This is a genomic window from Lentisphaera profundi, assembly GCF_028728065.1.
In the GTDB taxonomy this organism is placed as follows: domain Bacteria; phylum Verrucomicrobiota; class Lentisphaeria; order Lentisphaerales; family Lentisphaeraceae; genus Lentisphaera; species Lentisphaera profundi.
In genome coordinates, this window is record NZ_CP117811.1 from 2,275,687 (window position 1) to 2,289,550 (window position 13,864).

Here is a 13,864-nt window from a genome sequence, read left to right on the forward strand (position 1 = left end):
AAAGGCATAAAATGAAAGCAGAAATTCTACAAATACTATCGAAGGAAACATTAAAAAAATCCCAGTTGCGTAGAAGAGTCTGCAATGCCAAAGATGAACTAGAGCAATTCAATAGTGTGATCTCCGAGCTCAAAAGAGAAGGCGCCATCAAAAAAGAATTCGGTGGCAAATACTCTCTTCAAGAAAGCCAGCTAGTAACTGGAACCCTCTCGCTCAGCGCTGGTGGCTACGGCTTCGTCAACCCCGAAGACAAATCTACCACAATATTTATCCCACCAGACAAAACTGGCGCCGCAGTTAATGGCGAAGTCGTCCAAGTAAGCATAACTGAACAGAGCAAAAAAGGCCCTGTAGGCAAAATTGTCAATATCCTTGAAAGTAAACTAGATTTACTCAGTGGCCAACTAGAAATCCGCAAAGGACAACCATGGTTAATACCTCTTCGCGTCGGTATCCCTGCAGTTGAACTCAGTATTGAGAGTGTATCACCTGACATAAAAGAAGGTGACTGGATCCGCGCCAAACTCGTTTCTCGAGATACACAAACAGGAAAAATCACCGCCTCATTAAGTCAGGCACTAGGTAACGCCAATGATTTAAATGCCGAAATCGATGCTATTATCGATGAATTTGACCTTAAATCTGAATACTCTAACGAGGAAGAAGAGGCTGCGTCACGTATTCGTCCACGTAAAATCGCACGTCGTGATTTAACCAAAGAACTGATTACGACCATTGACCCTCGTGATGCTAAAGATTTTGATGACGCCCTTTCTGTACACCCCGCCGAAAACGAAAAGCACATTACTATTGGCATCCATATTGCGGATGTCGCAGCCTATATAGCCCCGCGCTCCAAATTAATGACCGCCATCAAAAAAAGAGCCTTCACCGCCTACTTACCTGGCCGAATGCTCCCTATGCTTCCAAAGGTTTTAGTCAGCACACGCTGTAGTCTTATTGAAAATGAGGTTAAACCAGCACACACTGTCATGATAACTTTTGACAAAACCACCGGCGAAGTCATCACTACTGAACGCTTTCACTCTACTATAAAAGTACGTAAACGTCTTAATTATCAAGAAGTACAAGACTATGCCGACACAGGATTCAAAGGAAGCCCTTGGGGTGACGATGTATGCAAAGACGTAAAGACGCTTTATGATTTTTCTCTCTTACTACGTAAACGACGTGAAAAAGTAGAACAATTCATCCCTCTAGATGCTCCTGAAGTTCGCGTCATGTGTGACCCGATTAGCATGACTATCAACGGCCTAAAAACTGATTCTCCAAGCGAATCAAAACAAATGGTTGAAGAATATATGTTAGCCGCTAATACCGCTGTAGCCCAAGAACTCACAACTAAAATAGTCCCCGGACTTTTTCGCGTACACCCAGAACCCGATGGAGAACAAGCTGCAACATTTTCAGTCAATGCTCAAATTTTCTACGGCATTGCTCCGGGCGATGTTACTCAGAGAACAAATGCCATTCGCTTCCTCAACTCCATAAAAGGTCACCCCAGTGCACCTGCTATTTCTATGGATTTTTTGCGAACTATGCAACGAGCTTCCTATTCATCCATGAAAGGCTTACACTTTGGTTTAGGTAAAAACCTTTATTCTCATTTCACATCCCCTATTCGTCGTTTAGCAGACCTACTGGTTCATCAGCAACTATGGAGCCTAGAAGACAAAGGCGGGCCAATCTATAGCAAAGATCGACTTGATGAACTTGCAGATGTAATCAATACGCGCGAAGCTATCACCGACGAGGCATATCGCACGACTATCAACCGCTTCAAACTTCATTATATTGAAGCACTAGAAGATGGCGATGAAGAGTTACAATGTCCTGCACTTATCACTCGTATCGCAGCTAAAAAAATGCGCCTATACATCCCTCATTATGGAATGTATGCCAATGTAAATTTCCGTGACCTAGAAATGGACTTCTTTGATGCCAATGTCGAAAAAGGTACTGTGACAGGAAGAAGAACATCCACAACATGGTCATGTGGCGACACTATTGAAGTACAAATCCTCGGTGCAGATTTTAAAATGCGTGAGTTTATAGTCCAACCAATAACAAGCTCACCATCAGTAAAAAAGCACCATCCTAGAACTAAGAAAAAAGAAAAAGAGCCCGTAACAGAGAAATTTTTCGAGGAAATTCTTCGCCAAAAAAAGGCTAAAGCCAAAGCTAATAAAGATGGCAATACAGATGATACACCGAAAAAAAAGAAAAAATCTAGACGTCCAAAAAAGAAACGCTAAGTCAAGATTGAAACAGATTTAATAGCGGGCCTGTCACACCAGGCCTGCACATAAAAATTTTACCTGAATCAGGATACTTCTCCCAGTCCTTTGGCGACATCTCATAACTTGCAGTCGTGATATAAAGCTCATCTCGGTTATTGCCCCCAAAGCAACACGAAGTCACCTTCTTACATGGTAAGTCAATTTGTTCCAGTATTTCACCCGAAACCGAATGAATTCGCAAGACCTTGAAGCCATTCCATAAAGCTAGCCACAAATGACCTTCATCATCAATGCACATCCCATCTGGAAATACGTCTTCTTCAGTAACTGCAAATAAAACATCCTCCTCTATCAAAGCCAGAGCGTCGCTATCGTAATAAAACTTTTTCACCTGCTTCGTAGGAGAATCGACGTAATAAAACGTACTCCCATCCCAGCACAGTCCATTAGAAACTGTAATATCATCCAATACTTTGATCAGTGAACTATCATCCATCACATATAGACTTCCTAAAGGATTTTCTTCCTTCATATCCATCGTACCTGACCAATATCGACCCTGTCCATCAATTTTCCCATCATTGAAGCGCATATCTTCATGAGGCCTATCAAGTAAACACAATGGCTTCGGATCTCTACCTTCAAACTTATAAAAACCGTCATTCAAAGTGAAGACAAGCCCACCGTCTTCATCAAAGGCCAGTGAACTAGGCATTTGCTCTAAATGGAATTCATCTAGTTGACCTTCCTGAACATGGCAAATTTTCTTGCCCAAAATATCCACCCATGCGAAGCCATACTTTGACCAACACGGCCCTTCTCCAAGAATATTCACTACATCAGAAACTATCGTCAATTGCTTTGACATAATAAGATTTACTCACTCTCTATTAAATGTATTAACATTTTCATTAAACAGTCACTTAAGACCGGTAATTACATTCTTTTCTCTGAGGCCTACCATTCCTAGTAAAGTCACCTCAACTTTATAGGATGAGCTACTAAATCTCTGAATAAAACTCTTTAAGTTGCTCTTTGCTATGTAAAGAAAAAGATCCGAAACTCACATCAAAAGAACAAGAGTTCTTTCCCATTATTTTCTGCCTATTCTGAGCCACTTTATTATAGAGCCAATCTCTAGCAGGTAAATAAACAAGCCATCTCCCTACTAGGGGCCACAAAAAACGACATTCTTGCAGGGCTGAAGAAACTGCCAACGATCTCAATAAAATCTGTCCCCTATCATAAAGAACTAAGCTATCGAGTTGTGCGGGATCAAAATTAAATTTTTTAAGCAGATAATCACCTGCTCTTGAGGTGGATGCTACAAATCGTATTTGAGCCGATTTTTTATTGAGCCTCTTTATTAAAAAGGCTACGGCCCAATGACACAGCCCACACTCACCATCATAGATCAGCAACTTCACAACTAGAGTAAAGTCTCCCCGGACATAAGCTTCCAATTAAACTCGATTGGCACACTCAGTTCATAGTTTTTTTTCATAAACTCAAGTAAATAGTCGCGCATTGTTTTCTTGGACTGCCAAACAAGCTTGGCATCTTGAAGCATTTCATAACCCAATGCACCATTTGTTCTAAAGTGATAGAAGGCAACTTTCAAAATTTGATCATCACTTACGGATTCACCTAAATAAGTCAATTCTTTGATCCGTCGGCCCGGTTTATTCGCTAAATCAGCTTTATAATAAATCCCCGACCAGATATCATAAGTATATATCCGGGAACCTGGCTCAACTTCACCTGATTCATCACATTCAAAAAAGCTTAAACTCTGCTCCAATGCTTTCCTTAAAGTCTTTCCCGTCATTGATAAAACATGTAAATAATTATCTGGAACTAAATTCAAAATTGTTCGACGCGTTATTGTCCCAGCCTTCCAGCCATCTAATTTCCAAAAGGCCGCAGCCGAAATATCACAATTCGACGCATCTTGAATAACCATATGTACTAAACTCATTAATCGACTTGGGCACATCAAAGCCTCACGACTCGACGTAAAAGAAAAATCATCTAAAGATTCCCCAATAGGCTCATCCAACCATTCAACTGTACTTTCTAAAACTCGATAGGATGATTCGAGTAAATTTTTCTCTAATCGCTGACCCTTTACAGGAATATTTTCAGACTGAATACTTTTATCTTCCCCATCCCAAGATATATCGACACGCCCTACATGATGCCCATAACAGCCGGCCTGTATCGTATGCACTCCATTGATTTCTCGATTGCTCAACAAACCGTGTGTATGGCCTGTAATAAGCACATCAATCTCAGGGTACTTCTGACAAATCTTAGATTTTAAATCTAAGTCTTCTGGGGTCTTTTGACTCCAATAAGGTACAGCAGAATCATAACCGCCGTGAAATGAAACCACGATCAAATCCACATCCAATTTTTTTATTTCTTTAAGGCTTTCACCCAAAACGTCTACAGGATCTAAAAAACTCAAGCCTTTAATCGCATCTTCATGTGCCAGCTCGGCTGTTTCGGGTGTCGTTAAGCCGATGAAAGCAACACTCTTTCCACTCGCCACCTTTTGCAGATGCCACGAAGGCCCAAACGCAGGACTTCCTCCACGATTCTTAACTAAATTGGTGGCTAACCATGGAAAATCCGATTGTTCCACGGCTTTATCTAAGTATTTACGCCCAAAATCAAACTCATGGTTTCCCACTACCGAAAATGCACAGGACAAATCATTGAGTGCATTGACCATCGGATTCGAAAAGCGCATATCTTCACCATAGCGCAAAGACACCAAGGAGCCTGATAAAGTATCTCCGTTGTCGAAATAGATAACTTCCTTCTCATCACGTCTAATACGTTTAATTATACTGGCCGCCTGAATCAAGCCATTACTTGACTTCTGATCTGCCAAATAACTGTCCGCAACTAAAAAACCATGCAGGTCCGTTGTGTAGAGCAGCGTAAGTTTGTCTTTCATTAAATAAATCTCTATATAATTGAGAGCTGAATATACAAAAAATTTCATAGACTTACAAGGCCTCGTCCACTAAACGAGTGTCTTAATATTTCTTCTTGTTAAAGATATACCTTAAATCGGCCTCAGACTTTTATTAAAATGCATTTGCTATATATTTGCCAAATTTCTAAACCTCTTGGAGTTATAACAGTGTCAAAAACAGGTGTACTACTTATTCAGCTCGGCTCACCAGCTAGCCCCGCTGTATCCGATGTCAAAGCTTATTTAAGTGAATTTTTAGGCGACCCACGCGTTGTCGATAAACAGAACTTCACCTGGAAAATAATCCTCAACTTATTCATCCTACCATCACGCTCGCCAAAATCAGCTGAAGCCTATGCTAAAATCTGGGAAGGCGATACCTTTCCTCTCTTCCGTAACACAGAATCCTTCACCACCAAACTCCAAGAACAAATAAAAGATGAAAATATCTTGGTGGAATACTCCTACATTTTAAGTAAACCTAATGTAATCGAGCAATATGGTAAACTAATCGCGGCAAAATGCGATACCATTCGCGTCATCCCACTCTTCCCTCAATACTGCGAAGCCACAACTCTTTCTTGTAAAGACATGATCGACAAAGCCATTGCTCAACATGGCAAATGTAATAAGCTTGAATTTGTAGAAGACTTCCACAATTCCCCGCCTTACATCAATAACGTTGCTAAACTTATCAATGAAGATATTCGCCAAGACAAACCTGAAAAACTCCTTTTTTCATTTCATGGCTACCCCATTAGACGTATTCGTGGTGGAGATCCCTATTTTGCTCAATGCACTGAAACTGCCCACCTCATCGCCTCTAAAATTGAAGGTATTGCCCAAGAAGATATTTTACTTAGCTTTCAATCAAAATTTGGTCGTGAACCTTGGCTCACTCCTGGCACCGAAGAAACTATTATCGAGTTGGCCCTCAGTGGTGTTAAAAACATTGCCATAACCTGCCCTGCCTTTGTTGTCGATAACCTCGAAACACTAGAAGAAGTGGCTATTGGCCTCGAAGAAATATTTCTTGAGCACGGTGGCGAAAAATTCAGACTCATTCCATGCCTTAATGATAATGATCAATGGGTTGAAGATTTTGCCGAGGAAATTGCTTTAAGCATACCCGAAGATATATCTCGCTTAGAAAGCTCTCCTTGTGAATTCCCAAAAGCTGAAGAACAAGGCTGCTGCCATGCCGCCACCCAATGTGACACCTGTCCTTATAAAGGACTAGATACCTACCCTGATGGCGAACTCTCGCCAAAAAATCGAGCTGTTTTAAAAACCATGTTTTTAACTCTATTTGTCGATCTTATTGGTTTCTCCATTATTTTCCCTCTATTCCCTGGCATCATTGCTTATTATAATAAAGTCGAAGGCGACGGCAGCTTATTTCGTAGCTTGATGAATCAAATCGAAGCTATTGCTGGAATTGATAATCCACATGCAACCATGGCTCTTTTTGGTGGTGCACTCATTTTCATCTACTCATTCTTGCAATTTTTAATGGCTCCCGTTTTTGGAGTCCTCTCTGATAGATTTGGCCGAAGACCTATCTTGCTCTTCTCCATCTTTGGTATTGCCTTTTCTTATCTACTCTGGTTTTTCTCTGGCAGCTTCCTTCTCTTACTCATATCACGTTTAGTTTCTGGCTTAATGGGCAGTAATATCACAACTGCGACTGCGGCGGTAGCTGACACAACTTCAGAAAAGACACGCTCACGAGGCATGGCCATTATCGGCATTGCCTTTGGACTTGGTTTTATTTTAGGCCCCGCCATCGGCGGGATCTCTGCCTGGGCTATCGACCTTTCAACAGTCTCTAACTGGGCCGATTATGGAATCAACCCCTTTTCAGCTCCTGCCGCAATTGCATTCGTCTTATCTATAGCAAACTTCATTTTTGTCTATAGAAAATTCCCAGAGACTCTTCCCGTAGAAAAACGTGGCTTAGGTGAAGTTCACCGTACAATAAACCCCATTAAGCTTTTTAAAGTTGAAAATTACCCCGGAGTCAGCTCTGTCATTTTTACGAATTTCATTTTCCTCACCGCATTTGGTGCGGCCGAAAACATGCTCACCTTCTTAACCCTAGAAAGGCTTGGTTATGGTCCTGCTAAAAATGGCTTACTCTTTGTCTTTATCGGATTTGTATTGTCTATGGTCCAAGGTGGCTACGTACGTAGAAAAGCTGCTTCCGTTGGCGAAGCTGTCGTTACCAAAAAAGGCTTAGCTATACTCATACCCGGATTAATTTTAATTGCCTTAGCTGGCCTGTGGCAAAGTGCATTTGTCCTTTATCTAGGCCTCTTTTTCATGGCAGTAGGCTCGGCAATGGTAATCCCTTGCCTAACTTCACTCGTATCACTCTATACTCCCGCAAGCGAACAAGGTCGGGTACTTGGTGTATTCCGCTCAGCAGGTGCATTAGCCAGAACACTAGGCCCCATTCTCGGCGGTATTCTCTACTGGAAATTCAGCTATATGTCTCCCTTCTTTGCTGCCGCAGCCATCGTAATTATTCCATTACTCATGGTTAAGTCTCTTCCCAATAAAAAGAAGTCCTGAGTCCTTGTCAAGTCCTGGAAATTAGTTGTCACTTTTGGTTTTTGTTATTAAATGATCTACTAAGCACATTGCTGTTCATGAACAATACTCGGAAAGGCATAGCCTAAGGCCATGTGTGGCCGACAATTATTGTACAGATAAATAGCCTGCTTAATAGCTTTTTTAGCATCTTTTAAATTCTTAAATGTATTGCGAAGATGATATTCATATTTGAGAATACCATTTACTCTTTCTGCCTTTGAATTTTCATAGCAATGATTTTCTTCAGTCATACTGACAAGTAGGTTTCGGTGCTGTAATATTTTGATATAATCATGACAACAGTACTGAGAGCCTCGATCAGAGTGATGGATTGGATACTTACCTTTAGGAAGACTTTTTAGTGCACTGCGCAAAGCTTTCATACAGCCAATAGCTTCTAAGTTCTCTCCGACGTTATAAGCAATGATTTTTCTAGAGAATGCATCTGTGATCAAAGCTAGGTAAACAAAAATTTTATCTACTCTGACCTAGGTGATGTCACAGACCCAGGCCTGATTAGGCTCAGTTAAAACCTTATCTTTGATTAAGTTTTTATAGACCTTAAAGCGATGTCTCGAATCAGTTGTACGACAGTACTTCTTTTTCTTTTTGATCAATAAACGATTCTCACGAGCTATATCAAATAACCTATCTCTACCGATTTTAATATCATTAGATTCAAAGTTAGACTTGAGCAATTTCTGTAGCTTACGTACACCTAGCTCAGACTGGATGCAGCGTTTTTGCTTAATAAGATCTACTACCAATGCTTTATCTATAGATTTCTTAATACTATGAGTTCGATCTTTATAGAAGTTTTGACGGCTCATTTTAACATGATGACAAAGTACACTTATGCAGAATTGTTGACCATTCATCACTCTGACTCTCTGGATAGCTTCGCAGCGACTTTTTTTTTCATCGCTACTGGATCTGTTATTCCACCTGCATTCGTATAATAAGTGCAACACTTCTGTTAATTGCTTATAGCATAAACATCTATTGAGAATAACAAGACTCAGATGTACTCTGCTATAAGCGACCAAACCTAAAACAGAGGAGTCAGAAATGACATATGAACATCTGAGTCTTGAAGAAAGACACTACCTTGAAATTGAATTAAAGGCAGGCACATCGATCACTAAAATAGCAAAAAACTTAAATCGTAGTACAAGCACACTTTCACGAGAACTTAAACGTAATAAAGGTCTCCGTGGTTATCGAAACAAGCAAGCCAATGACTTTGCTCAAGAAAGACACAAAGTGAAACCAAAGGCTATTAAACTAACTGAAGAAGTTAAGGACTATATAGATGAGCATTTACTCAAGGATTGGAGCCCCGAACAAATTGTAGGTCGACTAAAAGATGACCAATCCATCTTACTTCATCATGAAACAGTTTATCAATATATTCTTAGAGATAAAGAATCAGGAGGTGAGCTATATAAGCTTCTACGTCATCAGAATAAAACTTATCGCAAACGTTATGGCAACCAGCATAGTCGTAATGGGATTCCCAATCGTGTGGATATAGACGAACGACCTGAGGCAGCTAATAAGCGAGAGCGTGTAGGCGACTGGGAGATGGATACTATTATAGGAAAAGCTCATAAAGGAGCCATTGTAACTATGGATGATCGAAAATCAAAACTGCGTCTAGCATTGCCTGTGTCTCATAAGAAAGCCACGCTTGTGAAAGATGCAATAATCTCTTTGCTAACACCGATCAAAGATTTGGTTCATACTCTTACATTTGATAATGGAAAAGAATTTACTCAGCATGAGACTATCTCCAAGGAATTGGAATGTAATAGTTATTTTGCTAAACCATATCACTCATGGGAACGAGGCCAAAACGAGAATGCTAATGGATTGTTACGGCAATACTTTCCTAAGTCTATGGCGCTTGATGGTATCAGTGAAAATGAAGTCATTATTGCGGTTGATAAACTTAATAGTAGACCTCGAAAATGTCTGAAATTTAAGACGCCATATGAAGTTTTTGAAAATTTAACTGGAATTAACTTAAGAAAATCAGTAGGTGTTGCACTTACTACTTGAATTCAGGCCATTTTGATCACAAACGATATCAAAATAAGCTTTATGCATTACTTCGCTTACAGCCAATTCGGTCACTGTTTTTTCAAGTTCTTTGATCTTGCGTTTTAAGTCTTCGACTTCATTTCTATCGTTTTCACTTTCCACTCTAATCACCCTTGGTAATAGATCAGTTCGTCCATACTTCTTAACCCAAGCCCTCACGGTGCTTGATCCCGCTATACCATAAGCCTTACTTGCCTCATGGGGGCTCGGAAATTTCCCTTTTGATAGCTCAGAAACTACTTTTTGTTTAAATGACTCACTATATCTGATTGTGTCTTTCATTGTTTACTCCGTTATTGGAGTGACAACCTATATCAGGACAAGACACTGAGTCCTGAGTCCTGAGTCCTGAGTCCTGAGTCCTGAGTCCTGAGTCCTGAGTCCTGAGTCCTGAGTCCTGAGTCCTGAATCCTGAATAGCTAGCTCTACAAAAAAAAATCCGAACTCATTGAGTTCGGATTTTTTCTTAAAATTTTTATGAAGCGAATTTAAGTCTGAATGGAAGCTAAAATATCTTCATCCAAATGAGCATAAAGTTTTCTTAATGCTTGGTATTGAATCTGGCGAACGCGCTCTCGTGTTCTACCTACCATCTCACTAAGCTCTTCCAGCGTTTTTTGCTGCGCACCATCTAAACCATAACGCATTTTGATAATTAACTGCTCACGCTCTGTCAATTTTGAGTCAATCACTTCTAATAAGACATCTTTAACATCAGATTCATTCATATTATCGCCAGGAAGCTTTAATAAGGTATCTGGTATCACATCTTCCAACACACCCTCTTCACCCGTCTTCAAAGTCGTGCTCAAGGATACCGCAGGTGCGGTTGATGCCACAGACATGCCTCTTACTGAACGTACTGAAAATCCTGTAGCTTCTGCTACTTCTTCTAAAAAGGGGACTCGTCCTAATTTCTCTGCTAAAAGCATTGCTTCGTGATGAATTTTACGGATTTTCACTGCTGATTGAACCGGAATACGAATAACTCGTCCCTGCTCTGCCACCGCGCGACGAATCGCTTGCTTAATCCACCAAGCTCCATAAGAAGAAAATTTTGCACCATGACCTGGTCTAAATTTCTCTACTGCCTTCATTAAACCAATATTGCCTTCGGAAATTAAATCCGCTAAAGGTACACCTAGAGATTTGTAATCATGAGCTATTTTTACAACTAGCTTCAAGTTTGCTACAATTAATGTTTCGCGTGCTTCCTCCGAACCATCCTCAATTAATTTTGCGAGTTCAATCTCATCTTCAACTGAAACTAAGGGCAAAGTTGCGATACTCTGCATATAACTTTTGATACTTTCTTGATATAGCCTCATGGAACCTCCTATTCTACCGACACAACATTTACAACTACCACTTTACACTCATCCCTTCACTAAAGGGTAGTATTATCATAAATCATTTATAGACTGAAAAAAGGGCTCAAGAGTAAAAAGTAAAACATTTTACCCCCTTCTTAATAGAAAATTATTATTAAAAGAAGCATTTGAATCAAATAAGTAGTTTTTGCACTTAATTATTCAGCCTATCCTCTTTGGCGAACAATTTCGTATAAACAGACACCTGTCGCAACAGATACATTCAAACACGGCACCGCTCCTTGCATCGGGATCGTCAATAAAAAGTCACATTTCTCTTCAGTCAAGCGCCTCATACCCTTACCTTCTGAACCCATAACTAAAGCTATAGGACCTTTTAAGTCCGAGCTGTATAAATCTTTCTCAGCCTTATCAGAAGTTCCCGCAATCCAAACACCTATTGCTTTGAGCTTCTCCATAGTTCTCGCAATATTAACGACTTTAAAGATTGCCGTATTCGATGCCCCGCCACAACTTACAGACATAACTGTATCGGTAATTGGCGCTGCATTATCTTTGGGAATAATAACGGCATCCACTCCGGCGCCATTCGCTGTTCGGATACAGGCCCCCAAGTTATGAGGATCTTGGACTCCATCCAAAATTAAAACAAAGGGGGACTTTTTTTCTTTTAAAAAAGCTTCTAGCTCATTTTCATTCATTAGTAAAGGACGACCAGCCTGACCATGCCTATTACTACGGCTTTCATTATCATCTGCGCCAAAGCGCGATCCACGTTTCTGAAATCGACTCATTTGTTATTACTCCAAAATTTATTTACTTCACATATTCCACTTATAAAAGAAATATCCAAACAGATTGAATATTCTCTCATCAAAAACTAGCTTGTAAAATATTAACCAAGGTGATTTTATGTGCCAATTACTCGCAATGAACTGCAATACTCCCACTGATATTTGCTTTTCCTTTGAAGGCTTCGCTCAACGCGGAGGCCTAACAGATCAACATACCGATGGCTGGGGTATCTCATTCTTCGAAGAAAGCGCCTGCCGTAGCTTCCACGATACCTTGCCCGCTGCGCAATCCCCTATTGCAAAATTAATCAAAGACTACCCTATAAAAGCCTTAAATGTAATTTCACATATACGTCAAGCAACTATTGGCGCCGTCGAACTCAAGAATACCCAGCCATACCAAAGAGAACTCTGGGGTCAACAATGGGTATTTGCTCACAATGGTGATTTATGGGATTATAAATTCACCGATAGCTCACCCGCACGACCCATCGGCACTTCAGATTCAGAAGCTGTCTTTTGCGACTTACTCAATCAACTAAGAAGCCTGAACCCCACAACGGAACCAGATATCCATTCTATTTATAATTGCCTCAAAAAATTCTCTAGCCAAGCACGCAGCTTTGGAACCTTTAATTTCCTCCTCTCAAACGGTAAATATATTTTTGCTCATTGTAGTACCAAACTTTGTTACATTGTCCGCCAAGCTCCCTTTCACGAAGCTCATTTGAGTGACAAAGACATCAGCATAAATTTCTCAACTGTAACCACAGAGGATGATCGCGTTGCTGTAATTGCTACCGAGCCTTTAACTGATAATGAAGAATGGACTCATTTTGAGAAAAACCAGCTGCTCCTTTTTAAACATGGCAAGGTACTGAATTTTGAATAAATTTGTTCCCTCAAAAATCTGGCTTCCAAAAGAAGCCTCACACATAAGTCATTTAGATTTCTTTAATCATACTTTTCCGCAAATCCCTGCAGAAACTTGGATCGCTCGCTTCCAAGAAGGAAAAATTACTGACCTAGAACAAAAGGCCATACCCCTGCAATCCGCTTACCAAGGCAACCGCCATCTCATTTACTATCGTGAAGTTGAAGATGAAACCCCCATCCCCTTCGAAGGCAAGATACTTTTTGAAGACGAGAACTTAATTGTCGTCGACAAACCCCATTTCTTACCCATCCATCCTGCAGGTCCCTATGTAAAAGAAACTTTGGTCTATCGTTTGCGAGAATCGCAAAACAACCCACATATTGCACCGCTTCACCGTATTGATCGCCTCACTGCAGGCTTAGTCCTATTCAGCAAAAATATAGATGCGCGTAGGCCCTATCAGATGCTCTTTTCTGAACGCCTTATCGAAAAAACATACCTCGCCATTTCAAAAGGTGAGACTCCTCAGCAAAAATCTTGGCATTTACACAATAGAATTGTCCCTGGCGACCCTTGGTTCCTGAGTGCCATCGGCTCCGGAGAACCAAATAGCGAATCCTTCATCGAATTCATCGATCAACAGCAAGATTTAATCAAGTTTAAACTCAAGCCCGTATCAGGGAAAAAACACCAACTGCGCCTCCACTTGGCTTCTATCGGCTACCCCATTCTTCATGATCCTCTCTATCCTGATTTTACTTCAAAACCTCCCGATGACTACGCTAAAGCCCTACAACTTTTAGCCCAATCTATTTCATTCATTGATCCTCTTAGCAAGAAAAAAATGAGCTTTCAATCGGAACTTAAACTCAGCTTTTAGCTCCATGAATCTTGATTATCAGCCCACAAGGCTTTAA

Annotated in this window: 13 protein-coding genes; 5 read left to right on the forward strand and 8 right to left on the reverse strand. The window is 40.5% G+C overall.

What is annotated here, in order from left to right; all coding sequences use genetic code 11:
• The first annotated feature begins 11 nt into the window (after window positions 1–11).
• Entirely contained in the window at window positions 12–2,276 is a 2,265-nt protein-coding gene (locus PQO03_RS09170) for an RNB domain-containing ribonuclease (RefSeq protein ID WP_274149745.1), read from the forward strand.
• Between the two features lies 1 nt (window position 2,277).
• On the opposite strand, the gene PQO03_RS09175 is transcribed toward PQO03_RS09170, so the two are convergent.
• From PQO03_RS09175 to PQO03_RS09185, 3 genes are all read right to left on the reverse strand, one after another.
• On the reverse strand, window positions 2,278–3,129 hold the full coding sequence (locus PQO03_RS09175) for an SMP-30/gluconolactonase/LRE family protein (protein ID WP_274149747.1): 852 nt from the start codon (window positions 3,127–3,129) through the stop codon (window positions 2,278–2,280).
• A gap of 133 nt (window positions 3,130–3,262) precedes the next feature.
• Window positions 3,263–3,688 (reverse strand): thiol-disulfide oxidoreductase DCC family protein, encoded by a 426-nt coding sequence (locus PQO03_RS09180; RefSeq protein ID WP_274149749.1) that lies wholly within the window; start codon window positions 3,686–3,688, stop codon window positions 3,263–3,265.
• Between the two features lie 2 nt (window positions 3,689–3,690).
• On the reverse strand, window positions 3,691–5,226 hold the full coding sequence (locus tag PQO03_RS09185; RefSeq protein ID WP_274149751.1) for a bifunctional metallophosphatase/5'-nucleotidase: 1,536 nt from the start codon (window positions 5,224–5,226) through the stop codon (window positions 3,691–3,693).
• A 189-nt stretch (window positions 5,227–5,415) separates the two neighbouring features.
• Between PQO03_RS09185 and hemH the strand changes: the two genes are divergently transcribed.
• Complete coding sequence (hemH, locus tag PQO03_RS09190; protein ID WP_274149753.1) at window positions 5,416–7,821, forward strand: ferrochelatase; 2,406 nt, start codon at window positions 5,416–5,418, stop codon at window positions 7,819–7,821.
• 59 nt (window positions 7,822–7,880) lie between these two features.
• Here the strand turns inward: hemH and PQO03_RS09195 are convergent, their stop codons facing one another.
• Window positions 7,881–8,315 carry an integrase core domain-containing protein gene (locus PQO03_RS09195; protein ID WP_274151824.1) on the reverse strand — a complete coding sequence of 145 codons (435 nt, stop codon included), beginning with the start codon at window positions 8,313–8,315 and terminating at the stop codon, window positions 7,881–7,883.
• A gap of 15 nt (window positions 8,316–8,330) precedes the next feature.
• On the reverse strand, window positions 8,331–8,720 hold the full coding sequence (locus tag PQO03_RS09200; RefSeq protein ID WP_274149755.1) for a hypothetical protein: 390 nt from the start codon (window positions 8,718–8,720) through the stop codon (window positions 8,331–8,333).
• A 190-nt stretch (window positions 8,721–8,910) separates the two neighbouring features.
• Between PQO03_RS09200 and PQO03_RS09205 the strand changes: the two genes are divergently transcribed.
• Entirely contained in the window at window positions 8,911–9,903 is a 993-nt protein-coding gene (locus tag PQO03_RS09205) for an IS30 family transposase (protein WP_274148572.1), read from the forward strand.
• Here PQO03_RS09205 and PQO03_RS09210 read toward each other — a convergent pair.
• From PQO03_RS09210 to rlmB, 3 genes are all read right to left on the reverse strand, one after another.
• A complete protein-coding gene (locus PQO03_RS09210) occupies window positions 9,877–10,227 on the reverse strand; it encodes a transposase (protein ID WP_274149756.1) in 351 nt (116 codons plus the stop codon). The genes PQO03_RS09205 and PQO03_RS09210 overlap by 27 nt on opposite strands.
• Before the next feature lie 206 nt (window positions 10,228–10,433).
• Window positions 10,434–11,273, reverse strand: a complete 840-nt coding sequence (locus PQO03_RS09215; protein WP_274149758.1) for a sigma-70 family RNA polymerase sigma factor — start codon at window positions 11,271–11,273, stop codon at window positions 10,434–10,436.
• Between the two features lie 209 nt (window positions 11,274–11,482).
• On the reverse strand, window positions 11,483–12,070 hold the full coding sequence (rlmB, locus tag PQO03_RS09220; RefSeq protein WP_274149760.1) for a 23S rRNA (guanosine(2251)-2'-O)-methyltransferase RlmB: 588 nt from the start codon (window positions 12,068–12,070) through the stop codon (window positions 11,483–11,485).
• Between the two features lie 118 nt (window positions 12,071–12,188).
• On the opposite strand from rlmB, the gene PQO03_RS09225 reads away from it, so the two are divergent.
• Together PQO03_RS09225 and PQO03_RS09230 are read left to right on the forward strand one after the other, a co-directional pair.
• Complete coding sequence (locus PQO03_RS09225; protein WP_274149762.1) at window positions 12,189–12,962, forward strand: class II glutamine amidotransferase; 774 nt, start codon at window positions 12,189–12,191, stop codon at window positions 12,960–12,962.
• A complete protein-coding gene (locus PQO03_RS09230; RefSeq protein ID WP_274149764.1) occupies window positions 12,955–13,827 on the forward strand; it encodes a pseudouridine synthase in 873 nt (290 codons plus the stop codon). Before PQO03_RS09225 ends, PQO03_RS09230 begins: the two co-directional genes overlap by 8 nt.
• Window positions 13,828–13,864 lie beyond the last annotated feature (37 nt).

Excerpts from the sequence above, each read along its gene's own strand:
- PQO03_RS09210 (WP_274149756.1), bottom strand. The coding sequence starts at position 10,227 with ATGAAAGACACAATCAGATATAGTGAGTCATTTAAACAAAAAGTAGTT.
- PQO03_RS09185 (WP_274149751.1), bottom strand. The coding sequence starts at position 5,226 with ATGAAAGACAAACTTACGCTGCTCTACACAACGGACCTGCATGGTTTT.
- PQO03_RS09175 (WP_274149747.1), bottom strand. The coding sequence starts at position 3,129 with ATGTCAAAGCAATTGACGATAGTTTCTGATGTAGTGAATATTCTTGGA.
- PQO03_RS09215 (WP_274149758.1), bottom strand. The coding sequence starts at position 11,273 with ATGAGGCTATATCAAGAAAGTATCAAAAGTTATATGCAGAGTATCGCA.
- PQO03_RS09200 (WP_274149755.1), bottom strand. The coding sequence starts at position 8,720 with ATGAATGGTCAACAATTCTGCATAAGTGTACTTTGTCATCATGTTAAA.
- PQO03_RS09170 (WP_274149745.1), top strand. The coding sequence starts at position 12 with ATGAAAGCAGAAATTCTACAAATACTATCGAAGGAAACATTAAAAAAA.
- PQO03_RS09225 (WP_274149762.1), top strand. The coding sequence starts at position 12,189 with ATGTGCCAATTACTCGCAATGAACTGCAATACTCCCACTGATATTTGC.
- rlmB (WP_274149760.1), bottom strand. The coding sequence starts at position 12,070 with ATGAGTCGATTTCAGAAACGTGGATCGCGCTTTGGCGCAGATGATAAT.
- PQO03_RS09205 (WP_274148572.1), top strand. The coding sequence starts at position 8,911 with ATGACATATGAACATCTGAGTCTTGAAGAAAGACACTACCTTGAAATT.